Source organism: Azospirillum sp. A1-3 (assembly GCF_023806445.1).
Classification (GTDB): Bacteria; Pseudomonadota; Alphaproteobacteria; order Azospirillales; family Azospirillaceae; genus Azospirillum.
On record NZ_JAMSLU010000001.1, the window covers coordinates 1,762,608 to 1,785,690 of the forward strand.

At 67.4% G+C, this 23,083-nt stretch carries 22 protein-coding genes and 1 pseudogene; 12 read left to right on the top strand and 11 right to left on the bottom strand.

Annotated elements, in window-relative coordinates; translation table 11 throughout:
- Positions 1 to 20: 20 nt before the first annotated feature.
- The 3 genes from M5E06_RS08300 to M5E06_RS08310 all read right to left on the bottom strand — a co-directional run bounded on the left by M5E06_RS08300 (position 21) and on the right by M5E06_RS08310 (position 3,193).
- Positions 21 to 728 carry an RlmE family RNA methyltransferase gene (locus tag M5E06_RS08300; protein ID WP_252137815.1) on the bottom strand — a complete coding sequence of 236 codons (708 nt, stop codon included), beginning with the start codon at positions 726 to 728 and terminating at the stop codon, positions 21 to 23.
- 85 nt (positions 729 to 813) lie between these two features.
- Positions 814 to 1,824 carry a Ppx/GppA phosphatase family protein gene (locus M5E06_RS08305; protein WP_252137816.1) on the bottom strand — a complete coding sequence of 337 codons (1,011 nt, stop codon included), beginning with the start codon at positions 1,822 to 1,824 and terminating at the stop codon, positions 814 to 816.
- A 145-nt stretch (positions 1,825 to 1,969) separates the two neighbouring features.
- Positions 1,970 to 3,193, bottom strand: coding sequence for an ABC transporter substrate-binding protein (locus M5E06_RS08310; RefSeq protein WP_252137817.1), 1,224 nt, complete (start codon positions 3,191 to 3,193; stop codon positions 1,970 to 1,972).
- A gap of 565 nt (positions 3,194 to 3,758) precedes the next feature.
- Between M5E06_RS08310 and M5E06_RS08315 the strand changes: the two genes are divergently transcribed.
- The 8 genes and pseudogenes from M5E06_RS08315 (at position 3,759) to M5E06_RS08345 (ending at position 12,956) form a co-directional block, all read left to right on the top strand.
- Positions 3,759 to 5,105 (top strand): ABC1 kinase family protein, encoded by a 1,347-nt coding sequence (locus tag M5E06_RS08315; RefSeq protein WP_252137818.1) that lies wholly within the window; start codon positions 3,759 to 3,761, stop codon positions 5,103 to 5,105.
- A gap of 187 nt (positions 5,106 to 5,292) precedes the next feature.
- The gene (gene queA, locus M5E06_RS08320; RefSeq protein WP_252137819.1) at positions 5,293 to 6,321 is read left to right on the top strand and encodes a tRNA preQ1(34) S-adenosylmethionine ribosyltransferase-isomerase QueA; all 1,029 of its coding nucleotides are present in this window, start codon (positions 5,293 to 5,295) and stop codon (positions 6,319 to 6,321) included.
- Positions 6,318 to 7,559: a tRNA guanosine(34) transglycosylase Tgt gene (tgt, locus tag M5E06_RS08325; RefSeq protein WP_252137820.1), complete on the top strand. Its 1,242-nt coding sequence runs from the start codon at positions 6,318 to 6,320 to the stop codon at positions 7,557 to 7,559. The genes queA and tgt overlap by 4 nt, the downstream gene beginning before the upstream one ends.
- Positions 7,552 to 8,016 (top strand): preQ(1) synthase, encoded by a 465-nt coding sequence (gene queF, locus M5E06_RS08330; RefSeq protein ID WP_252137821.1) that lies wholly within the window; start codon positions 7,552 to 7,554, stop codon positions 8,014 to 8,016. Before tgt ends, queF begins: the two co-directional genes overlap by 8 nt.
- Entirely contained in the window at positions 8,003 to 9,091 is a 1,089-nt protein-coding gene (queG, locus tag M5E06_RS08335; RefSeq protein ID WP_252137822.1) for a tRNA epoxyqueuosine(34) reductase QueG, read from the top strand. Before queF ends, queG begins: the two co-directional genes overlap by 14 nt.
- A gap of 208 nt (positions 9,092 to 9,299) precedes the next feature.
- Positions 9,300 to 9,641: pseudogene (locus M5E06_RS35815) on the top strand (GNAT family N-acetyltransferase); the annotation flags it as partial.
- Positions 9,642 to 10,073: 432 nt separating this feature from the next.
- Entirely contained in the window at positions 10,074 to 10,430 is a 357-nt protein-coding gene (locus M5E06_RS36030) for a sterol carrier protein domain-containing protein (RefSeq protein ID WP_286208760.1), read from the top strand.
- A 120-nt stretch (positions 10,431 to 10,550) separates the two neighbouring features.
- A complete protein-coding gene (locus M5E06_RS08345; protein WP_252137823.1) occupies positions 10,551 to 12,956 on the top strand; it encodes a methyl-accepting chemotaxis protein in 2,406 nt (801 codons plus the stop codon).
- A 63-nt stretch (positions 12,957 to 13,019) separates the two neighbouring features.
- Here M5E06_RS08345 and M5E06_RS08350 read toward each other — a convergent pair whose 3' ends face one another.
- The gene (locus M5E06_RS08350) at positions 13,020 to 13,499 is read right to left on the bottom strand and encodes a CYTH domain-containing protein (RefSeq protein WP_252137824.1); all 480 of its coding nucleotides are present in this window, start codon (positions 13,497 to 13,499) and stop codon (positions 13,020 to 13,022) included.
- Positions 13,500 to 13,659: 160 nt separating this feature from the next.
- Here M5E06_RS08350 and M5E06_RS08355 point away from each other — a divergent pair, with 160 nt between their 5' ends.
- Positions 13,660 to 13,905 carry a hypothetical protein gene (locus M5E06_RS08355; protein ID WP_252137825.1) on the top strand — a complete coding sequence of 82 codons (246 nt, stop codon included), beginning with the start codon at positions 13,660 to 13,662 and terminating at the stop codon, positions 13,903 to 13,905.
- A gap of 22 nt (positions 13,906 to 13,927) precedes the next feature.
- Here the strand turns inward: M5E06_RS08355 and M5E06_RS08360 are convergent, their stop codons facing one another.
- Complete coding sequence (locus M5E06_RS08360) at positions 13,928 to 14,083, bottom strand: DUF3309 family protein (RefSeq protein ID WP_109151205.1); 156 nt, start codon at positions 14,081 to 14,083, stop codon at positions 13,928 to 13,930.
- Positions 14,084 to 14,408: 325 nt separating this feature from the next.
- On the opposite strand from M5E06_RS08360, the gene M5E06_RS08365 reads away from it, so the two are divergent.
- The gene (locus M5E06_RS08365) at positions 14,409 to 14,756 is read left to right on the top strand and encodes an ACT-like domain-containing protein (protein WP_109151204.1); all 348 of its coding nucleotides are present in this window, start codon (positions 14,409 to 14,411) and stop codon (positions 14,754 to 14,756) included.
- A gap of 16 nt (positions 14,757 to 14,772) precedes the next feature.
- Here the strand turns inward: M5E06_RS08365 and M5E06_RS08370 are convergent, their stop codons facing one another.
- Both M5E06_RS08370 and M5E06_RS08375 read right to left on the bottom strand, forming a co-directional pair.
- Positions 14,773 to 15,693: a CDP-alcohol phosphatidyltransferase family protein gene (locus M5E06_RS08370; protein WP_252137826.1), complete on the bottom strand. Its 921-nt coding sequence runs from the start codon at positions 15,691 to 15,693 to the stop codon at positions 14,773 to 14,775.
- The gene (locus M5E06_RS08375) at positions 15,690 to 16,388 is read right to left on the bottom strand and encodes a phosphatidylserine decarboxylase (RefSeq protein ID WP_244560841.1); all 699 of its coding nucleotides are present in this window, start codon (positions 16,386 to 16,388) and stop codon (positions 15,690 to 15,692) included. The genes M5E06_RS08370 and M5E06_RS08375 overlap by 4 nt, the downstream gene beginning before the upstream one ends.
- 131 nt (positions 16,389 to 16,519) lie before the next feature.
- On the opposite strand from M5E06_RS08375, the gene M5E06_RS08380 reads away from it, so the two are divergent.
- Positions 16,520 to 16,990: a hypothetical protein gene (locus tag M5E06_RS08380; RefSeq protein ID WP_252137827.1), complete on the top strand. Its 471-nt coding sequence runs from the start codon at positions 16,520 to 16,522 to the stop codon at positions 16,988 to 16,990.
- Between the two features lie 62 nt (positions 16,991 to 17,052).
- On the opposite strand, the gene M5E06_RS08385 is transcribed toward M5E06_RS08380, so the two are convergent.
- From M5E06_RS08385 to M5E06_RS08400, 4 genes are all read right to left on the bottom strand, one after another.
- Positions 17,053 to 18,141 carry a BMP family ABC transporter substrate-binding protein gene (locus tag M5E06_RS08385; RefSeq protein WP_252138531.1) on the bottom strand — a complete coding sequence of 363 codons (1,089 nt, stop codon included), beginning with the start codon at positions 18,139 to 18,141 and terminating at the stop codon, positions 17,053 to 17,055.
- Between the two features lie 97 nt (positions 18,142 to 18,238).
- The gene (locus M5E06_RS08390) at positions 18,239 to 19,168 is read right to left on the bottom strand and encodes an ABC transporter permease (RefSeq protein WP_252137828.1); all 930 of its coding nucleotides are present in this window, start codon (positions 19,166 to 19,168) and stop codon (positions 18,239 to 18,241) included.
- Positions 19,165 to 20,241: an ABC transporter permease gene (locus M5E06_RS08395; protein WP_252137829.1), complete on the bottom strand. Its 1,077-nt coding sequence runs from the start codon at positions 20,239 to 20,241 to the stop codon at positions 19,165 to 19,167. The genes M5E06_RS08390 and M5E06_RS08395 overlap by 4 nt, the downstream gene beginning before the upstream one ends.
- Before the next feature lie 27 nt (positions 20,242 to 20,268).
- Positions 20,269 to 21,885, bottom strand: a complete 1,617-nt coding sequence (locus M5E06_RS08400) for an ABC transporter ATP-binding protein (protein WP_502801963.1) — start codon at positions 21,883 to 21,885, stop codon at positions 20,269 to 20,271.
- A gap of 212 nt (positions 21,886 to 22,097) precedes the next feature.
- Between M5E06_RS08400 and ygfZ the strand changes: the two genes are divergently transcribed.
- Complete coding sequence (gene ygfZ / locus M5E06_RS08405; protein ID WP_252137831.1) at positions 22,098 to 23,012, top strand: CAF17-like 4Fe-4S cluster assembly/insertion protein YgfZ; 915 nt, start codon at positions 22,098 to 22,100, stop codon at positions 23,010 to 23,012.
- Positions 23,013 to 23,083 lie beyond the last annotated feature (71 nt).

Here is a 23,083-nt window from a genome sequence, read left to right on the forward strand (position 1 = left end):
AAGTGCGAAAAACGGCGTACTTAGTCGCTGACGTTGCCGCCGCGGAAGCCGGTGGCGACGACGTAGGTCTCCGACGATTCGGCGCGGCTGGCCGGCGGCTTGGCGTGCTTGACCACGGCGAAGTCGCGCCGCAGCCGGTCGAGCAGCGAGCGTTCCGCCCCACCCTGGAACAGCTTGGCGACGAAGGCGCCGCCAGGGGCCAGCACCTCCTCGGCGAAATCGTAAGCCGCCTCGGCCAGACCCATGATGCGCAGATGGTCGGTCTGCTGGTGCCCGGTGGTGGGGGCGGCCATGTCGCTCAACACCAGATCGGCCGGTCCGCCCAGCGCCTCCTTCAACGCCTCGGCGGCGCCTTCCTCCAGGAAGTCAGCCTGCATGGTGGTGGCGCCGGGGACCGGGTCCATCGGCAGGATGTCCAGCCCGACGACCTTCCAGCCATCCTTGGCAGTCTGCACCTTCTCCACCGCGATCTGGGTCCAGCCGCCGGGGGCGGCGCCCAGATCGACCACGCGCTTGCCGGGGCCGAGCAGGCGGAACTTCTCGTCCAGCTGCAGCAGCTTGAACGCAGCGCGCGAGCGGTAGCCGCGCTTGGTCGCCTCGGCCACATAGGGGTCGTTCAGGTGGCGCTCCAGCCAGCGCTTGGAGGATTCCGTGCGCTTGCCGGCGGTCTTCACACGGACCGTGGCACGGCGCCCACCCGGGCGCGTCGACGGAGTCTTTTCGGTCATGATCGCTGCAGTTCCTCGGTCATCCGGCGCAGGCGGGGAGCCTTTCCCCTCCTGCCCGATCATCTATCCGGTCGCGTCGACCGGTTTATTCGCCGGCGGCCCCGATCAGGTCCACCAGAATTCCTTCGCGCAAGCCGCGGTCGGCGATGCGCAGCCGCTCCACCGGCCAGACGTCGCACAGCGCGTCCAGAACGGCGCAGCCGGCGACCACCAGATCGGCGCGGTCCTGGCCGATGCAGGGATGGCGGGCGCGGCCGTCGAAATCCTGGGCGACCAGATGGTCGATCACCGCGCGGGCATGGTCCACCCGCAGATAGCTGCCGTCCACCGCCCGCCGGTCATAACGGCAGAGCCCCAGATGCACGCCGGCCAACGTCGTCACCGTGCCGGAGGTGCCGAGCATCTGCACCTTGCCGGCGGCAACGCGGCTCTGGATGCGGTTGCGCGCCTCGAACGGGGCGATGGCGTCGGCCACCGCCTCCACCATCTGGGTGTAGTTGACGCGGGTGACGTCGGGGCCGCCATATTCCTCGGTCAGCCCGATGACGCCGCAGCGGATCGAGGTCTGGTCGAGCAGGCGAGGCGCCCTGCCCTTCTCCACCTGCAGCCACATCAGCTCGGTGGAGCCGCCGCCGATGTCGAAGACGATGGCATAGGGATGGGTCGGCTCCAGCAGCGCGGCACAGCCGGCCAGCGCCAGCCGCCCTTCCTCCTGGCTGGAAATGATTTCCAGCGGGATGCCGGTCTCGCGCTCCACCGCCTCGACGAAGGCGGCACCGTTGGCAGCGCGGCGGCAGGCCTCGGTCCCGACCGCGCGCACGGCGGTGACGCCCCGGCGTTCGATCTTGGAGCCGCAGACGCGAAGCGCCGCGATGGTGCGCTCCATCGCAGGCTCCGACAGGTGGTCGTTGCGGCTCAGGCCTTCGCCCAGGCGGACGATGCGGGAAAAGGCGTCGATGACGCGGAAGCCGCCCGGCGCCGATTTGGCGATCAGCAGGCGGCAATTGTTGGTGCCAAGGTCCAGCGCGGCGAAGACCGGGCGCACCAGCGCCGACGAACGCAACCGTCCGGTGTCGTTCTGCCGTTCGCTTTGCACCTGTAGATCCACGTACCGTCCCCGCCGTGCCTAAAGAGCGGAGTGTAACCCGGATCGCCGTCCGGCGGGAACCCTTCTCGACTCGGATTCCGCCGGCCGCGACCCGCAGGTCACATCTGCGCCAATCACTTGGCTTTCACAAACCTCACTTGGCCTTCACAAAGGGACAGGTGCTGGACTCGATCGGCAGGAAGGCCTCCGACGCCGGGATGCTGCGGACCTGCTTGTAATAGTCCCACGGCGCCTTGCTCTCAGCCGGGGTCTTCACCTGATACAACTCCAGATCGTACAACACACGGCCGTCCTTACGGATGCTGCCGGGGGTGCCGAAATAATCGGTCGGCATCGCCTTCATCGCGGCGGTGACCGCCTCGGCATCGGTGGTGCCCGCCGCCTTGACGCCCTTCAGCCAATGCAGGGTGGCGAGGTAGGTATTGGCCTGCTCCTTGGTCGGCATCTTGCCGTGACGGTCGAAGAAGCGCTTGGCCCAGGCCCGCGTCTGGTCATTCTTGTCCCAATAGAAGCCGCTGGTGACATACAGCCCCTTGGCGAGGTCGAGACCCAGCGAGTGGATGTCGGTGATGAAGACGATGTAGCCGACCAGCCGCTGGCCGGACTGGGTCAAACCGAACTCGCCGGCCTGCTTGATGGTGCCGATGGTCTCCGCGCCGACATTGGCGAGCGCCACCACCTTTGCGCCGCTGCCCTGGGCACTGAGCAGGTAGGAGCCGAAATCGCTGGTGCCCATCGGGTGACGCACGCCGCCGACCACGGTGCCGCCGGCCTGCTTGATCGCCTCGGTCGCCGCCTTCTCCATGGCGGATCCGAAGGCGAAATCGGCGGTGATGAAGTACCAGCTGGTGCCGCCCGATTGCACCACCGCCTTGGTGGTGCCGACCGCGAGCGACGCGGTATCGTCGGCCCAATGTATGCTGTAGGGGGAGCACTGGGCGTTGGTCAGCTCGGTCGTCGTCGCGGCGCTGATCATCAGCACCTTTTTCTTCTCGCGCGCGACCGCCTGCACCGCCAGCGCGACCGAGGAGACCGGGATGTCGGTCACCATGTCGACGCCTTCGCGGTCGAACCAACTGCGCACGATGTTGGACGCCACGTCCGGCTTGTTCTGCATGTCGGCGGACAGCACCTCCACCGGCCGGCCGAGCACGCTGCCGCCGAAATCCTCCACCGCCATCCGGGTGGCGAGCACCGCGCCCGCGCCGCCGATGTCGGACGCGAAGCCCGCCTCATCCGCCAGCACGCCGATGCGCACCGGCTGGGTGGTCTGCGCCTGTGCGGAATGTGCCGCCGCTGACAGCGCCGTCGTGGCAAGCAAGGCCGCCAGCGTGAAAGGCCTTAGAAAACGCCCCATGCGATCCTCCCCATCCCCGATTTTGCGTAACGGGTGCGTGCGCCAGGCTGCGACGTCCTGCCGCACCGTTCGTGTCCGTGGATAGCGGGATTTGGTTTCAGGCGCAAACAGTATCGTTTGCAACGTATTGCCCGGAGCCTTGCGAACCTCGCATCGGAAGACTCCGCGCAAAACAAAAGCCCTCACTCCGAACTGGGGCGAGGGCTTTCGCATCGGGCATCAGCGGCCCAAATGGTGTCGCCAATCAGGCGAGATAAAACTGAGCTATGTCGGCCGAATAGTTCGGCATTATCACGTAAGCGCCGGTGGAGTCATGATCTTACTCACCCTCCCTGGTATCGGTCTCTACTGTTCCGCCCAAGCCATCTGCTTGAACGGTAAGGCGTTTCCGATGCTCGCTCACTTCACCTCGGCGTTGATTACTGTAAGACGAAGCCTGCTCCCCTTTCACAGAGCTGTCAAGAAAATCGCATGCTGCGGCGCGGCACCATTTTGGGAGGTTCGATCGCCCGTCCAATCGGGGGAGGGCTGGCCTTTTGCCGGGGCCGAACCCACCTTGTGGGGCATGCCGGAACACGATGAGAACACATGGGGCGGGCGGGTCGCGCGATATGCGCGGGTCGGCACCGCCGTTGGCGGGCTGGCCGCGCGGCTGGCGGGCGAGCGCGTGCTGGGAATCCGCGTGGAGCGGGAACGCCACGCGGCGGAACTGCGGGCGGCGCTCGGCGGGCTGAAAGGGCCGCTGATGAAGGTGGCGCAGATCCTCTCCACCATCCCCGACGCCCTGCCGAAGGAATACACCCAGGAACTGGCGCAGCTTCAGGCCGACGCGCCGTCGATGGGCTGGCCCTTCGTCAAGCGGCGGATGGCGACCGAGCTTGGTCCCAACTGGCAGTCGCGGTTCCGCAGCTTCGAACACACGGCCGCCGCCGCCGCGTCGCTGGGGCAGGTCCACAAGGCCGTCGGCCTGGATGGGCGGGAGCTTGCCTGCAAGCTGCAATATCCCGACATGGCCTCGGCGGTGGAGGCCGACCTGCGGCAGTTGGGCCTGATCTTCGCGATCTTCGAGCGCACCGACAGCGCCATCTCCACCCGCCAGATCCAGAAGGAGATCGGCGCCCGCCTGCGCGAGGAGCTGGATTACGAACGCGAGGCCAAGCACACCCGCCTCTACCAGTCCATGCTGGCCGGCACGCCCGGCGTCCATGTGCCGGACGTGGTGCCGGAGCTGTCGAGCAGACGGCTGCTGACCATGGGCTGGGTGCATGGCCGCAAGATCCTGGACTTCGTCGCCGAGCATCCGGAAGCCCGCGACGAGTTGGCGATGAACATGTTCCGCGCCTGGTACGTGCCCTTCTACAATTACGGCGTCATCCACGGCGACCCGCATCTGGGCAATTACACGGTCCGGCCCGACCGCTCGATCAACCTGCTGGATTTCGGCTGTATCCGCGTCTTCAAGCCCAGCTTCGTCAAGGGGGTGATCGACCTCTACAATGCCCTGCGCACCGACAACCGCGAGCAGGCGGTGGAGGCCTACCGCACCTGGGGCTTCGTCAACCCATCGAACGAACTGGTCGACGTGCTGAACATCTGGGCGCGCTTCGTCTATGCCCCGATCATGGAGGATCGCCAGCGCAAGATCGAGGAGACCAACGGCGGCCATTACGGGCGCGAGACAGCCGGCAAGGTCCATGCAGAGTTGCGCCGCGTCGGCGGCGTCGAGATCCCACGCGAGTTCGTCTTCATGGACCGCGCAGCGGTGGGGCTGGGCTCGGTCTTCCTGCATCTGAAGGCGGAGTTGAACTGGTACCAGATGTTCCAGGGGCTGATCCGCGACTTCGATGTGAACGAACTGGCGGCGCGGCAGAGCGCGGCGCTCGCGGCGCAGGGGTTGCCGCAGGCGGAGTGATGGGGGTCGCAAGTGATTGCCCCCTCCCCGACCCTCCCCCGCTTTGCGGGAGAGGGTGCCTTACGGGAAAGCGGCGCCAGTCCCCTCCACCGCTGAAAGCGGGGGAGGGTCAGGGAGGGGGCATAGGATTGGCACACCCCAAACCCTTCCCATCCGCCCGCACTTCAGTCTATAGCTTGCCCCTCCCATGAAGACCGCCGATTTCGACTTCGACCTGCCGCCCGACCGGATCGCCGAGCATCCCGTCCGGCCGCGTGACGCCGCCCGCCTGCTGGAGGTGGGTTCGACCTTGCGCGACTTCATCGTGCGTGACCTGCCGACGCTGTTGCAGCCGGGCGACCTGATGGTCGTCAACGACACCCGCGTGATTCCCGCGCGGCTCGACGGCCGGCGCGGCGAGGTTGCGGTGGAGATCACGCTGCACAAACGGCTGGGCGAGCGGGAGTGGGCGACATTCTCCAAGCCCGGCAAGCGGCTTAAGCCCGGCGACACCATCGTCATTGCCGAGGACTTCAGCGCCGAAGTGGTCGCCAAGGACGGCATGGAGGTGCGGCTGCGCTTCTCCGCCGGCGGGGCGGAACTGATGGAGGCCCTGCACCGCCATGGCCGGATGCCGCTGCCGCCCTACATCCGCCGCAAGGCCGACGAGGGCGACAACGCCGACTACCAGACCGTCTTCGCCGCCCGCGAGGGCGCCGTCGCCGCCCCCACCGCCGGGCTGCACTTCACACCGGAACTGCTGGCCGCGCTGGACGAACGCGGGGTGCGGCGGGTGCCGGTCACCCTGCATGTCGGCGCCGGGACCTTCCTGCCGGTGAAGGTCGACGACATCGCCGATCACAAGATGCACAGCGAGTGGGGCGAGATCTCTCCGGAGACCGCCGCCGCGGTGAACGAGACGCGCAAGGCCGGCGGCCGCATCGTCTCGGTCGGCACCACGGCGCTGCGCATCCTGGAGACGGCGGGGCAGCCGGACGGGACGCTGGTCCCCTTCAGCGGCGACACCGACATCTTCATCACCCCCGGCTACCGCTTCCGCATCGTCGATCTCTTGTGGACCAACTTCCACCTGCCGAAATCGACCCTGTTCATGTTGGTCTGCGCCTTCGCCGGCTATGACCGCATGCGGGCGGCCTATCAGCACGCCATCGACACCAACTATCGCTTCTTCAGCTATGGCGACGCCTCGCTGCTGCACAGGATGGACCCATCATGACCGGCATCGGCTTTGACCTTCTGGCGACCGACGGGCGGGCGCGGCGCGGCCGCGTGACCACCGCCCACGGCACCATCGAGACGCCGGCCTTCATGCCGGTCGGCACCGCGGCGACGGTGAAGGCGATGACCACCGACGCGGTGGCCTCGACCGGCGCCGAAATCCTGCTGGGCAACACCTATCACCTGATGCTGCGCCCGACGGCGGAGCGGGTGGCGCAACTGGGCGGCCTGCACCGCTTCATGAACTGGAACAAGCCGATCCTGACCGACAGCGGCGGCTTCCAGGTGATGAGCCTGTCCGACCTGCGCACCATGTCGGAGGAAGGCGTCACCTTCAAATCGCACCTGGACGGCAGCCTCCACCATCTGACGCCGGAACGCTCGATCCAGATCCAGCACATGCTGGACAGCAACATCACCATGTGCCTGGACGAGTGCACGCCCTTCCCGGCGACCGAGGCTCAGGCCGAATCCTCCATGCGCCTGTCGATGCGCTGGGCGCGCCGAAGCAAGGACGCCTTCGTCGAGCGGCCGGGCTACGGCCTGTTCGGCATCGTCCAGGGCAGCGTCTATCCGGAGCAGCGGGCGGAGAGCGTCGCCGCCCTGAGCGACATCGGCTTCGACGGCTACGCCATCGGCGGGTTGGCGGTCGGCGAGGGTCAGGAGACGATGTTCCGCGTGCTGGACTTCACCGAACCGCTGATGGTCAAGGACCGCCCGCGCTACCTGATGGGCGTCGGCCGGCCGAGCGACCTGATCGGCGCGGTGCGGCGCGGTGTCGACATGTTCGACTGCGTGATGCCGACCCGCTCGGGCCGCACCGGACAGGCCTTCGTCCGCCGTGGCACCATCAATATCCGCAACGCCCGGCACGCCCATGACGAGCGCCCGCTCGACGCGGACTGCACCTGCCCCGCTTGCCGCAGCTACAGCCGGGGCTATCTGCATCATCTGTTCAAGGCGGACGAGATGCTGGGGCCGATGCTGCTGACCTGGCACAACCTGCATTACTACCAGGACGTGATGCGGACGATGCGGCAGGCCATCGAGGACGGCAACTTCGAGGAGGTCGCCAGCGCGATGGAAGCCCGCATGAACGAGGGCGACATCGAGGCGACCATCGATCCCATCGCCAAGCCCGGCAAGCCGCCGAAGCAAGGCCGCCAGCCGAAGGCGGGCAAAGACAGCGATCCGCCCAAGAAGAACCGGGTGGAAGAGGAAAAGACCGATGACTGAGAACATCTATGCCGGCCTGACCCAACTCGGCGGCTCCACCGTCCAACCGAAGACCCCGGAAGAGGCGGTGCTGGAGCGGGTGCCGAACCCAAACCCCGGCACCCCCTACTGCGTGCGCTTCACCGCGCCAGAGTTCACCTCGCTCTGCCCGATCACCGGCCAGCCCGATTTCGCCCATCTGGTCATCGACTATGTGCCCGGCGACTGGCTGGTGGAATCGAAGTCGCTGAAGCTGTTCCTGACCAGCTTCCGCAACCATGGCGCCTTCCACGAGGCCTGCACGGTGGGCATCGGCAAGCGTCTGGTGGACGAGCTGTCGCCGGTGTGGCTGCGCATCGGCGGCTATTGGTATCCGCGCGGCGGCATCCCCATCGACGTCTTCTTCCAGACCGGTGAGCCACCGAAGGGCGTCTGGATCCCGTCGCAGGACGTCCCGAGCTATCGTGGCCGCGGCTAAGCCCGCTCCGCTGGCGTCCGCCGACCCGGCGCGGCTGCGGGACGCCATCCGCGACCGCGCGCTGGCGGTGGGATTCGACGCGGTGGGATTCGCCCCCGCCGCGCTGGGACCGGAGGCGCGCGAGCGGCTCGCCCAGTTCGTTGCCGAGGGGCGGCACGGCGACATGGGATGGATGGCCGAGCGCAGCGACCAGCGCAGCCATCCGCAATCGCTGTGGGACGAGGCGCGCACCGTCATCGCGCTGGGCACCAGCTACGCGCCGCACGACGATCCGCTGCGGCTGGCGGAGCATCCCGACCGCGGCGTCGTCTCCGTCTATGCCCGCAACCGGGACTATCACGACTTGGTCAAGGGGCGGCTGAAGACGCTGGCCCAATGGCTCGCCCACCAGACCAAGGCGGGGGTTAAGGTGTTCGTCGACACCGCCCCGGTGATGGAAAAGCCGCTGGCGGCGCAGGCCGGGCTCGGCTGGCAGGGCAAGCACACCAATCTGGTGTCGCGCGACCATGGCTCCTGGCTGTTCCTGGGCGAGATCTACACGACGCTGGAGCTGCCGCCGGACCCGCCAGCCCGCGACCGCTGCGGCTCCTGCGACCGCTGTCAGGTTGCCTGCCCGACCGCCGCCTTCCCGGCGCCCTACCAGATCGACGCCCGGCGCTGCATCAGCTATCTGACCATCGAACATAAGGGGCCGATTCCCGACGAGCTCAAGCCGCTGATGGGCAACCGCATCTATGGTTGCGACGATTGCCTCGCCGCCTGCCCCTGGAACAAGTTCGCCCGCGCGACCAGCGAACCCGCCTTCCTGCCGCGGGCCGAGTTGACCGCGCCGCGGCTGGCCGACTTGGCGCAACTGGACGATGCCGGTTTCCGGCAGGTGTTCAGCGGCTCCCCCATCAAGCGCATCGGCCGCGACCGCTTCGTCCGCAACGTGCTGGTCGCCATCGGCAACAGCGGTGACGCGTCGTTGCGACCGGTGGCCGAGGCTCTGCGCGAGGACGGCAGCGACGTCGTGCGCGAGGCGGCCGGCTGGGCAGCGGCAAGGTTGAGCGGAATGACAAAGGCACACGCTTGAGTGAGGTTTCTTCCGCACGGCGGCATTCTCCGCTTACCTTGTCGCCGCCCGCGCTGTTGCGCTATCATTCCTGCGGAGGCGTGCATGTCGAACAATGCCGATCTGATCCCGACCCGCGTCGCCGCGGTTCCGCCCGCCGCCGAATGAGTGGAGGCCAGCCGTCTCCCTCCCCGCTCCACATCACGGGTATGGCCCGGCCCATCCGGACGAACTGAGCGACGTCGCACGTCTGGCGCGGCTCGGCTTCGGACTGTCGCGCGATCTGTTCGACCGCTATGCCGGGCTGTTCGGCATCGACAGCATCCGCGTTTTGAGAGTTCCACGAGCCACGGGAACCGTACTGGCCGCCTGTGCCGCGCACTGGATGATGGACCAGTGGTTCGGCGGACGCCCGGTTCCGGTGCAGGCCATCGCCATGGTGGCGGTCGACCCGGCCCTGCGCGGCGCCGGTCATGGCAGCGCATTGATGCGGGCCCTGATGATGGAAGGGCGGAATGCCGGGGCCGCGCTTTCGGTTCTCTGCCCGGCGACCCTGCCCTTTTACCAGCGACTCGGCTTCAGCCGCGGCGGCGTTACCTGCCGCTGGAGCGCCCCGCCGATGGCCTTCGCACAAGCCGGGATGACCGCAGCTTCCCTCCTGCCTGCGGATCCGCTCGATGCCGCGCCGTTGGCGATGCTCCGCCGGCCGATGCTGGCGGAGCAGAACGGCCTGCCGGAACGGACGGAGGCACTGTGGACGCTCGCCCTCTGCCCCGATGGCGAACCGGCCGACCTCTATCGCAACGACGACGGCTATATCGCGGTGACGCCGCCGCAGGACCGGCGGCTTGCCGTCGCTGATGCCTGCCTGCCCTCGCCGCGGGCGCTGGAGCCCGCCATGGCCCTGCTGGCCGGTTTCCGCGCCCAGGTTGACCGGGTGACTTGGCGCGGCGGCCCCGATGACACGCTGGCACTGATGGCCGGAGACGGCGTGACGCTGGAAATGCGCGAGGAGTGGCTGATCCGCCCGCTCGATATAGCGCTGGCGCTGGAGGCGCGGGGCTATCCCGCCGGCCTGTCGGAATCCGCCACTTTTGAGATAAAAGATAATTTAATCCACGGTAACTGCGGCAAATATCACCTTGAGGTTGCCCAATCCAGGGGAAATATCTCCGAAATGGAGCAAGTCATTGAACCGCCGATCCGCCTGGGGGTCGCCGTCTTCGCCAGTCTGTTCACAGGCCATGCAAGCGCTCGTTCATTGTGGAGAGCCGGTTTGCTTCATGGTGAAGAAAAGATGATCGACCGGTTGCAGCGCATATTTTGCGGCGCACCCTCGTGGATGCCCGACCGCTTCTGAAATAAGTGGGTTTCCTGACCTGAATCAAACCGGACGTTAACCGAGCTGTGGTTCAATCGTCCCAATGATCGGGAGAAAAGGGTCGCCGCACAGGCGATGCCATCGGGGAGTCCAAAATCCATGACGATCGGAACGCGGATCGCGCTTGGCTTCGCCGCCGTGCTGCTGCTGACCGTGGGCGTGGCGTTCGTCGGCTGGAACAGCCTGAGCACCTATGCCGAGCGGGTCGATTTGGCGTCACACACCGCCGACCTCGACACCCGGCTGAAGTCGGTCCGGCTGGAGGAGGCGCGCTTCGTCACCGAACGCGATGCCAAGGCCGCGGCCAATGTTCCGGGAATGCTGGACGCCCTGCAGAGCGAAGCGCAGGAAACCCGCGCCGCCCTGACCGAGGGCGAGGGCCGGCGTCTGCTGGACGAGGTTCTGTCCGGCATCGACGGCTACCGTAGCGCCTTCGCCAATTTCGTCGCACAGGACGGCGAGGCGCACGCCCGCACCGCCAGCATGGAAACGCGCGCCCGCGCGTTGCGTGAGATCGCCGAAAAGATCGGCAAGCAGCAGTCCGAACGCTATGACCTGAACATGGCCAGCAAGCGCGGCGCCGATACCGAGCTGCGCCACAGCATGGATACGGCCGAGCGCGCGAACCGTGTGATCGAACGGGTTCTGGAAGTCCGGCGTCAGCAGAGCGAACTCCGCCGCAACACGGACGAGGCGCTGGCCGACCGCATCGTGGCGGCGCTGGACGAACTGGTGGAGACCACCGACACCGTTGCCAAGGACCTCGTCGGCACCAACGACGAGGAACTCGCCGCCCGGATCGCCGGCGATGCCCGCGCCTATCACGATACCGTCAAGGCCCTGCGTGGCAAGGGCGTCGCGGCGCTCACCGAGGCGGGGGTGGCCACGGGGCTCGACGAGGCCGCGCGCGGCGTGCAGGAGCGCGCGGTGGAGTTGCAGCAGAATCAGGCGATGGTGACCGAGGCCCTGAGCGAGGCCTCCAAATACGCCCAGAGCGAGGTGAACGAGGCGGTGATGCTGCGCGGTCTGGCGATGCGGCTGGTGCAGGGCGCCCAATCCGCGATGCTGGGCCAGCGCGATTTCCTGCTGACCGGCACGGCCGACGCCAAGGCCATGGTCGACACCGCGGTGAAGGAGATCCTGGGGCTTGCAGAACAGGCCGGCGCCGTTCTGGTCGACCAGGAAGGGCGCGCGCTGATCGCCGCCATCACCGAAGCCGCGCGGGCCTTCGACTCGGAATTCGCCTCGCTGTCATCCGCCGTCGCCAAGCAGCACGAGGCATCGGCGGCGATGGCCAAGGCGTCCGCGACGGTCAGCGGCCAGGTCGGCCGGCTGGTCAGCCTGCAGCGCGACGACCGCGAAGCCGGGCGCGCCAGCGCCGGGATGGTGATCGCCGTGGGGGCCGCCGTGGCGCTGGTCCTCGGCATGCTGATGGCTTGGATCATCGACCGCGCCATCACCCACCCGTTGCACGCCATGACCGGCGCCATGGGCCGGCTGGCCGAAGGAGACCTGACGGTCGACGTCCCCGGCAGCGACCGCAAGGACGAGCTGCGCAACATGGCCGCCGCCATGACCATCTTCAAGGACAACGCCCTGGAGATGCGGCGGATGGAACGCGAGCGGGAGGAGATGCGCATCCAGATCGACGCCGACCGCCGCCGCACGATGAACGAGTTCGCCAACGGCTTCGAACAGGCGGTGTCGGGCGTGGTCATGTCGCTGACCGAATCGGCCAACTCGCTGGGCCGGGATGCGCAGGAGATGTCGTCCGACGCGGCACTGACCACCGCGAAGTCCACCGCCGTCGCCACGGCCTCGCAGCAGGCCACCGCCAACGTGCAGACGGTCGCGGCGGCGGCGGAGGAGCTGTCGGCGTCCATCGCCGAGATCTCCCGCCAGCTCAACGCCAGTTCCGCCACCGCGTCGGGTGCCGCCGACAAGGCGGTGCAGACCAACAGCATCGTCGAAGGGCTGTCGCTCGCCGCCGAGCGGATCGGTCAGGTCGTCGGACTGATCGGCGAGATCGCCGAGCAGACCAACCTGCTGGCGCTCAACGCGACCATCGAGGCCGCCCGCGCCGGTGAAGCCGGCAAGGGTTTTGCCGTGGTGGCGACCGAGGTGAAGAACCTCGCCGGCCAGACCGCCAAGGCGACCGAGGAGATCTCCGCCCAGGTTGCGGAGATGCAGACCGCCACCACCAGCGCGGTGGACGCCATCCGCACCATCTCCGAAGCCGTGACCGCCATCAGCGGAACCGTCACCGACATCGCCCATGAGATGGAGCAGCAGGGCAGCGCAACCCGCGAAATCGCCCAGAATGTCCAGCAGGCGGCCGAAGGCACCCAGCAGGTGATGCGCAACATCGCCGAGGTGACCACCGCCGCCACCAAGACCGGCGGCGCCGCCGATGCGGTCCTGACCGCCAGCCGCACGCTAGCCACCCAGGCCGACCGCCTGCGCGGCGAGGTCCAGGGCTTCTTGAACAAGGTACGGACAGCCTGATTTTTCGAGCCTGTTTTTTGAGGAGGCGTGCGGCAGCGGGCCGCACGCCCGCCCTCCGCGCCGTCAGGCCGCGGCGGCCGACCAGCGCCGGATCGGTGCGCGGGACAGGGCGGAGTTGCCGTAGGCGCGCAGGGTGGTGACCTCCGCACCGATCCAGTCCGGCAGCGGCACCATCTGGTCGGGAGTGTCCAACTCGACCTCCGCGATCACCAGCCCGGCATTATCCCCATGGAAGACGTCGATCTCCCAGCACAGCCCGTCCTGGCAGTGGCGGTAGCGCGTCTTTTCGATCACCCGCCCTTCGCAGCCATGGAGCAGGAGCTGACAGGCGAAATCCAGTGCCAGCGGGTGTTCCACCTCGTCCCGGCATGCGCCCCGCTTCAGCGATTTTATGGTCAGTGTGGCTCGGTCCTCCGCAATGCGGACGCGGACCGTGCTGGCGCCGTCGGACGGCAGGTATCCCTGGAGGATTCGGACGCCATCCCGGCAGAGATGCCGGACATCCTTGCGGACCAGAAAGCGCCGCTCGATTTCCAGTGCCATGGCTAGGCCCTTCGGACGAACTCGCCGACGACCCTAGCGGAAAGTCCCTGCCGGCTTCAACCTCGTTGCTCTGTGCGGAACGCAACCGAGACTGCGTGCGCCCGTACCATAACGTGACGATCGGTCGCAACAGCTCTGGAAATGATGCTATCGTCGGTCGATGAACGCCGATCTCTCCGCCTGGATTCCTGGGGCCCTGATTCCCTGGCTGGTCCTGTTCGCCCTCTATGGGCTGCCGCTTCTGCATGTGGCGCTGTCGCGCCGTGGCGGCGGCTGGCGTCCGCCGGCCGGGTCGCGCTGCCCCTTCGGGCCACGCGCCGGCTGGTTGGTGATGGTGCTGATGCTGGGGCCGGTCGGATGGCTGATGTTCGCGCTCCGCCGGCCCCGCCGCGCATCTGGCAGATAGCATCAGACAGACAGGCTGGGGATCAGATCCGGCCCATCAGCAGCAGAACGATCAGGACGATCAGCAGCACGCCGAGGATGCCGCTGGGACCATAGCCCCAGCCGCGGCTGTGCGGCCAAGCCGGAACGGCACCGAGAAGCAGCAGAATCAGAACGATGAGCAGAATAGTGCCGAGCATGGCCTTCTCCCTTCTGGTGGAGCATTTGTGACGGACAAGCGTGACCGGAACGGCGTCCCGTGGACTTTGTTCCTGTCCGGCTCGAACGTGACCGATTGCCACCACCAAGGGGGAATGGTGCTCCTCCGGCACTCCCCGAACGCGACGCGCCCAACCGTTCGGCGAGTTCACTCCTGTTGACTGTCGGCGACAGGCCGCTTAGGCTCCCATCCATGATCGTGCATCGCTTCGACGGCATTCTGCGAATTAGCGGCCCGGTTCTCCTTTGAGAGCCGGGGATTTCGCTCGTCCATTCCGCAGAACCGTCTGAAGGCCCGATCACGCCATGTCCAAGACCATGAACACCACTGTCGCATCCGCTTCGGATGCCCGCGTTACCGCGCCCGGTCGCCGCGTCGCCTTTTCCCTGGTCGCCGATGCCGATCCCGGCACCTTGCCCCGCATCCTCGAATATGTCGCCAAGCGCGGGCTGGTCCCGCTGGCCCTGCACAGCCGGCTGACCGACGATACGCTCGCCATCGCCATGGAGGTCGGCGACCTGCCGCAGGCGGAGACCGACCATATCGGCCGCTGCCTGGGACAGATCCCGATGGTGGCGCGGGTCACCGTCGCCGAACTGGCCGCCACCGGGTCTGCGGCCGAACTGGTGGCGGAACTGGCTGCGGCGGAATGAGAAAACGGGAAGCCGGTCAGGCCGGCTTCCTTGGCTCACTCCCGGGGGCCGTGGCTTCGGTGGCCTGCGACTCCGGCGGCTCGGGAGACTGCGACTCGGGAGCCGGTTCCTGGATCTCCGTTCGCATCAGTTCCGCGGCACGCTGCAGCTTGCGGAACTGGACGATGGAGAATGGCAGGCTGACCATATAGACGGTGCCGACGATGGACAGCGTCCACCAGGGCTGGCTGACCATCATCGCCGCCAGCAGGCCGACACCGGCCAGCGCCGGCACCACCCAATGGGCCGGAACCCGCGCGCCCTTGAAGGAGAAGGTCGGCAGGGTGCTGACCATCAGCCCGCCGATCAGCAGCGTCCACGGCACGATGACCGCCGGATGGCCGGGATATTGCGGCCCGATCTCGAACCCCAGGATCATCGGCAGCAGCACGAGGCCGGCACCGGCCGGCGCCGGCACGCCGGTGAAGTAGTTGTAGGCCCAGGGCGGCAGATCGACCACGCCGAGACGCGAGTTGAAGCGCGCCAGACGCAGCGCACAGCACACGGCATAGGCCATGGCGGCGATCCAGCCCAGGCTGCCCGCCCCGTTCAGCCCCCACAGATACATCATGAAGGCCGGCGCGACGCCGAAGCTGATGGCGTCGGACAGGCTGTCCAACTCCGCCCCGAACTTGCTCTGCCCGTTCAGCAGACGGGCGATGCGACCGTCCAGCGCATCCAGGATTGCGGCGATGACGATGGCGATGACCGCCGGCTCCCACCGCCCCTGCATGGCGAATCGGATCGCCGTCAGGCCGGAGCAGAGCGCCAGCACCGTCAGGACGTTCGGCAACAGGTGGTTGATCGACAGCCCTTTCAGCCGTGGATGCGGCCGGCCGGGACGGCGGGCCCGGTGCGGGCGGAAGATTTGCTGGCGGAAGACGGGCGGTCGTTTCATCGCCGCACGTCCCCCTGCCGTTGCGGTTCGGTGCCGTTCAGGTCGGCCAGGATGGTTTCGCCGCCGATGGCGGTCTGGCCGACGCAGACCAGAGGGGCGACGCCGTCGGGAAGATAGATGTCGGTGCGGCTGCCGAAGCGGATCAGGCCGAAGCGCTCGCCTGCCTTCACCTCCTGCCCGGCCTTCACCCACCACAGGATGCGGCGCGCCACCAGCCCGGCGATCTGGACATAGGCGATCTCGCGCCCGTCCGGCAGGCGATGGCGGAAGGCCATGCGTTCATTCTCGTCGCTCGCCTTGTCCAGCGCGGCGTTGACGAAGGTGCCCTTGTGGTATTCCGCCGCCACGATGGTGCCGTCGGCCGGCACGCGGTTGACGTGGACGTTGAAGACGTTGAGGAAGACGCTGATCCGGGTCAGCGCCTTGTCGCCCATGCCCAACTCCTTCGGCGGCACGGCCTGGACGATCATGGTGACGCGCCCGTCGGCCGGACTGACCAACAGGCCGGGCCGCGTCGGCGTCACCCGGTCGGGATCGCGGAAGAAATAGGCGCACCACAGGGTGAGCACCAAGCCGATCCAGCCGAGCGGCGCCCAGACGGCGAGACCGAGGATCAGGGAAACCACGGCGAATCCGGCGATGAAGGGCCAGCCGGCACGGTGGATGGGGACGACGACGGTATCGATGGCGGACATCGCCTGCTTTCTTCGTATTTTCAGACCACAGCGAACAGCCATTCTAGCCGTGCGTTCCGAGCCTTTACAGAATTTTAGCGGCCAGCGCCCATGCTGTCGTTTCCGTCGACCCAGAAGCCGAGCGTGCCGCCTTGTCCGTTCCCGATCTGAAGACCATTCAATCGCTGGCCGAAGTGCCGGACGGCGCCCTGCCCATCAACCCCGGTTCGATCGAGGTGACGCCGGAAGGCGTGCTGGGGATCGCCAAGCCGCCCCGCCCCTGCAAGCTGACCTTCATGGCCGACGGCCTGCCCTTCAACGTCGCCGTCCGTCACGAAGGACCGGAGGACGGCGGCGGGTCGATCTGCCAGATCTGGGCCGATGTCGGCCATGTGCCCTACACCGCCCAGGCTCCGGAGCGCCGCCGCGCCCTGCTGGCGGTCCTGCGCGGGATCGAGGGGCTGCCGCATGTCCGCTTCATCGTCCAGGGCGGGCAGAAGATCATCCTGTTCTCGGAAATCCGCCTGGAACACCACGCCTCGCCCGAGGACCTGTTCCACCAGACCACCCTGGTCCTGCAGGAAGCCCGACCGTTCCTGCGGCTACTGGGCCAGTATCTGTAAATTCGACCGGCGCGGCGGACCGGAGGCTTCCAGCCCCGGTCCGCCGCGCGGGATCTAAGCGCTTACTTCGGAACCTTGCCCTGCACGCCTTCGACGTACCAGTCCATCTTCAGGATCTGCTCGTCGGTGGCGGACTTGCCTTCCGGGATCACGACCTTGCCGGACTGATCCTTGACCGGTCCCTGGAAGGAGTGGCGCTTGCCCGACACGATGTCGGCCTTGATCTGGTCGGCCAGCTTCACGACGTCGGCCGGAATGGCCGGGTTGTAGGGGGCCAGTTCGACCATGCCGGACTTGATGCCGCCCCAGGTGTCGATCGGCTTCCAGGTGCCGTCCAGCACCGCCTTGACGCGGTCGACATAGTAGCCGTTCCAGTCCTCGACGATTGCGGTCAGGTGCGACTTCGGACCGAAGCGGGTCATGTCCGACGACTGGCCGACCGACCACAGCCCACGCTCCTGCGCGGTCTGGATCGGGGCCGGGCTGTCGGTGTGCTGGACGATGATGTCGGCGCCCTGGTCGGCCAGAGCCTTGGCGGCCTCGGCTTCCTTGCCGGGGTCGTACCAGCTGTTGACCCAGACCACGCGAACCTCGGCCTTCGGGTTCTGCTCGCGCAGCGCGATGGTGAAGGCGTTGATGCCGCTGACCACCTCGGGAATCGGGTAGGAGCCGATATAGCCGATGATGTTCGACTTGGTCATCTTGCCGGCGATGGCGCCGACCACCGTGCGGGCCTCATAGAAGCGGCCCGAATAGGTGGCGACGTTCTCGGCGCGCTTATAGCCGGTGGCGTGCTCGAACTTCACGTCGGGATGGCGCTTGGCCACCTTCAGCGTCGGGTTCATGAAGCCGAAGGACGTGGTGAAGATCAGCTTGTGGCCGCTGGAGGCCAGTTGCTCGATCACGCGCTCCGCGTCGGCGCCTTCCGGCACATTCTCGACGAAGGTGGTGGTGACCTTGTCGCCCAGCGCCTTCTCCACGGCCAGACGGCCCTGATCGTGCTGGTAGCTGTAGCCGTGGTCGCTGACCGGGCCGACATAGACGAATCCGACCTTCAGCTTCTCCTGCGCGAAGGCGGACCCCATACCGGCGCCCATGCCCACGCTCAGCGCGACCGCGGCACCGGCCAAGCCAAGCACCGCCTTGCCCATCGTCCTTCTGTTCACGTCGACGCTCCTTGTTCTTCAGGTCTTTTAGAGTTCTGCAGATCTTTAGATATGGGCTTTGTTTCGATTTCAAAACGACGCGTCAAGCATCGGGATGAAACAGTTTTCCCAGACAGGCCGGCGCGTTCAGGCGGATGCGGGCGACGTCCCGCGAAATCAGCACCAGAACCAGAACGGTAGCCAGATACGGCAGCATCGACAAGAGCTGCGACGGCACGTCGATGCCCAGCCCCTGGACGTGCAGTTGCAGGATGGTGACGCCGCCGAAAAGCCAGGCGCCCAGCATGGCGCGCGCCGGTTTCCAGGTGGCGAAGACCACCAGCGCCAGCGCGATCCAGCCGCGGCCCGACGTCATGTTCTCCGCCCACATCGGCGTGTAGTCCATCGACAGGAAGGCGCCGCCCAGCCCGGCCATGGCCCCGCCGAACAGCACGGCAAGGAAGCGGATGCGCAGCACCTTGTAGCCAAGCGCATGGGCTGCCGTGTGGTTCTCCCCCACCGCGCGCAGCACCAGACCGGCACGGGTGCGGTAGAGGAACAGATGCACCAGCGGCACGGCGGCCACCGCCAGATAGACCATGACGTCCTGGCCGAACACCGCCTGCCCCACCACCGGCAGGTCGGTCAGGCCGGGGATGTACAGCTTCGGCAGCCCGTCCAGCGGGATGCCGACGAAGCCCTGGCCGATCAGCGCCGACAAGCCTACGCCGAACAGGGTGAGCGCGAGGCCGGTCGCCACCTGATTGGCCAGCAGGAACAGGGTCAGCACGGCGAACAGCGAGGCGGTGGCGGCACCGGCCAGCGCGGCGATGAGGAAGCCGGCGGTGGCGCTGCCGGTCTGCACCGTCACGGCAAAGCCGCAAACCGCGCCGACCAGCATCATGCCCTCCACACCCAGGTTGAGGACGCCCGACTTCTCGACCACCAACTCGCCAAGGGCGGCGAACAGCAGCGGCGTCGCGGCGGCGAACATGGCGGCCAGGATCGGGCCGATCAGGGCGAGGTCGTTCATGCCGCAGCCCTCCGCGCACCGAAGCGGACCCGGTAGCGGATCAGCACATCGCTCGCCAGCAGGAAGAACAGAAGCATGCCCTGGAACACTCCGGTGATGGCCTTGGGCAGGCCCATGGCGATCTGCGCCGCCTCGCCGCCGATGAAGGACTGCGCCATCAGCAGCGCCGCCAGCAGGATGCCAACCGGATGCAGCCGGCCCAGGAAGGCGACGATGATGGCGGTATAGCCGTAGCCGGGCGAGATGCTGGCGGTGATCTGGCCGATCGGGCCAGCGATCTCGCCCATGCCGGCGATGCCGGCGAGCGCACCGGACAGCAGCAGAGTCAGCCAGACGATGCGCTTCTGGTCGAAACCGGCATAGCCGGCGGCGGCCGGGGTCAGGCCGATCACCTTGATCTGGAAGCCGATGAAGGTGCGCGCGATCAGCAGCCAGCCGCCGGCCACGGCCAGCAGGGCGAAGAGCGCCCCCAGATGGACACGCGTCCCCGCCCACAGGATCGGCAGCGTGGCATCGGCCTCGAACAGCCGCGATTCGGGGAAAGCGAAGCCATCCGGGTCGCGGAAGGGGCCATGGACCAGATAGTTCAGCAGCAGCAGAGCCACATAGTTCAGCATCAGGCTGGTCAGAATCTCGCTGGCGTTGAAGCGCAGCCGCAGGTAGGCCGGCACCGCAGCCCACACCGCCCCGCCGATGGCCCCACCGATCACCATCAGCGGCAGCAGCCACCAGCCGCCCTCGCCATAGAAGGCAAGCGCCAGCCCGCCGCCGGTGATGGCGCCCAAGGTCAGCTGCCCTTCGGCGCCGATGTTCCAGACATTGGCGCGGAAGCCGATGGCGAGCCCGACGGCGCAGAGCACCAGCGGCGTCGCCTTCACCACCAGTTCGCCCAGCCCACGAACAGAGGTCAGCGGCGCGATGAAGAAGGAATAGAGCGCCTTCAGCGGGTCGAAGCCCATCGCCATGAACAGGATGAAGCCGCTGAGCAGGGTCAGCACCACCGCCAGCAGCGGCGTGGCATAGACCATGGTCTTCGACGCCTGCCCGCGCGGTTCCAGACGGATAAAGCTCATGCGGCGTCTCCGGCGCTCAAAAAACCATCAGACCGCACGCGTGATCTCCCCGTCTTCGTCCGGCGGCGTGCCGAACAGGCCGCCCATCAGCAGGCCGATGCGTTCCACCGTCGTCTCGTGCGTCGGCCGGCTGTCGGACAGGCGGCCGTGGAACAGCACGGAAATCCGGTCGCTCAGCACGAACAACTCGTCCAGGTCCTGGCTGATGACCAGCACCGCCGCACCCGAGCGCGCCAGCTCAATCAGCGCCTTGTGGATGGCGGCCGCGGCACCGGCATCGACGCCCCAGGTCGGCTGGCCGACGACCAAAAGCTTCGGCTTTTGCAGGATTTCGCGGCCGATGATGAATTTCTGCAGATTGCCGCCGGACAGCGACCGCGCTTCCGCCCGATGGCCATGGGCGACAACGTTGAATCCGCGGATGATGGTCTCGGCATAGGCACGGGCGCGGGCGAAATGGACCATGCCGCCGCGCACCAAAGGCTCGCGGGCATAGCCAGACAGCAGCGCGTTCTCCGACAGGCTCAGTTCCGGCACGGCGCCGCGGCCCAGCCGCTCCTCCGGCACGAAGGCGAGGCCGAGTTCCCGGCGAGCCCGCGGCCCCAGATGCCCGGCAGACGTGCCCTCGATCACCACGGCGTCGGCGTCGGCCAGCAGCACCTCGCCGCTCAGCGCCGCCATCAGCTCCGCCTGACCGTTGCCGGCGACGCCGGCGATGCCGAGGATCTCGCCCGCCCGCACCTCGAAGCTGACATCCTTCAGGTTGGTGGCGAAGGGATTGTCGGAGGTGGTGGACAGATGGCGCACCGTCAGGCGGGCGGCCCCGGCGGCGCCCTGCGGCGGCCGTTCGGGAGTGGACAGTTCCGCCCCCATCATCATCTCGGCGAGGCTGCGTGCGGTCTCCTGCCGCGGATCGGCGTCGCCCACCACCTTGCCGGCGCGCAGCACCGTCGCGCGGCTGCACAGGGCGCGGATTTCCTCCAGCTTGTGCGAGATGTAGAGGATCGTGCAGCCTTCGGCGGCCAGGACGCGCAGCGTCTCGAACAGCTTGGCGGCCTCCTGCGGCGTCAGGACGGAGGTCGGCTCGTCCATGATCAGCAGCTTCGGGTCCTGAAGCAGGCAGCGCACGATCTCCACCCGCTGCCGCTCGCCCACCGACAGGTGGAAGACATGGCGGCCGGGGTCGAGCGCCAGCCCATAGCGTTCGGACACGGTGCGGATGCGGTCGGCGAGCTGGTCCATCGGCCCGGCATTGTCGAGGCCGAGCGCGATGTTCTCCGTCACCGTCAGGGTGTCGAACAGCGAGAAATGCTGGAACACCATGCCGATGCCGAGCCGGCGGGCGCCGGCCGGATCGGGCACCGTCGTCTCCGCCCCCTGCCACAGCATCGTGCCGGAATCGGGATGCAGCACCCCGTAGATCATCTTGACCAGGGTGGACTTGCCGGCCCCGTTCTCGCCCAGCAGCGCATGGATCTCGCCCGGCTGCAGCACGAGGTCGACATGGTCGTTGGCCAGGCAGCCGGGGAATCGCTTGGTGATGCCGCGCAGCTCCAAACGGGGCGGCGGAGCGTCCGGGGGTGAGGTCTCGGCGTGCGAAGGCAAGGGGGAGCAATCCGGGAAAAGGTCAAACCTGCATGGCATTGCCAAAGCCATGCCACCGCTACCAACAGAGTAATCCGGCGGCACCACCGGCCGTCAACAACCGATCCTCTGCCCAACGGTGATGCATCTGCCGCTTTGGTCATCATGCCACAGTCGGCAGCCGCAACCCAGCCTTCCGCAACGCGGCAGACTCTTGCCAGCGGGCCCGTTCGGCCCAACACTTCAGGCTATCGAGTGATGGGGAGGCTAGGATGTCGGCGGGTTACGCAGTGCTGGACCAGCGGAGCGTGGTGGCGGTTTCGGGCGAGGACCGCAAGGCCTTCCTGCAGGGGCTGGTGTCCAACGACTTGCTGCGGGTCACGCCCGACCATGCCGCCTATGCCCTGTTCCTGACCCCGCAGGGCAAGTTCCTGCATGATTTCAGCATCGTCGAGTCGGACGGCGGCGAGGAGGCCGTCCTGCTGCTGGATCCGGAAACGGATCGGCGCGCCGACCTGCTGCGGCGGCTGAAGATGTACAAGCTGCGGTCGAAGATCGCCCTGGAAGACCGGCCGGACCGGCTGCGCGTGGTCGCCGCTTTCGGGGACGGCGCGCTGGAGGCGCTGGGTCTGCCGGCCGAACCGGGCGCGGCGCGGCCCTTCGCCGGCGGCGTCGCCTTCACCGATCCGCGGCTGCCGGCCTTGGGCGCCCGCCTGTTCCTGCCTGCCGACGGGCTGGCGGCGCTGGAAGCGGCCGGACTGGCGCGACGGGACGTTGCGGACTACGACCGGCTGCGCCTGTCGCTCGGCGTGCCAGACGGTACGCTGGACCTGATCCCGGAAAAATCGATCCCGCTGGAAAGCCGAATGGACGCGCTGAACGCCATCTCCTGGGACAAGGGCTGCTACATGGGGCAGGAGCTGACCGCCCGCACCAAGTACCGCGCCCTCATCAAGAAGAAGCTGTTCCCCGTCACCTTCGACGGCGCGGCGCCGGAAGCGGGGACTCCGGTGACGCTGGAGGGCAAGGATGCCGGCGAGATCCGCAGCGCCCGCGATGGTGCCGCGCTCGCCCTGCTGCGGCTGGAGGATGTGCAGCGCGCGGCCGAAAATGGGCTGACCTTCCAGGCCGGTCCGGTGACGCTGATTCCGCACGAACCGGACTGGGACCACACCTCAAAGGGGTAGTCACTCACCAAAAGAATTCCCGGAAGGTGAAATAAAACGGGCTCGGTCGCTGTTGTTCCGATGTCTCTCGA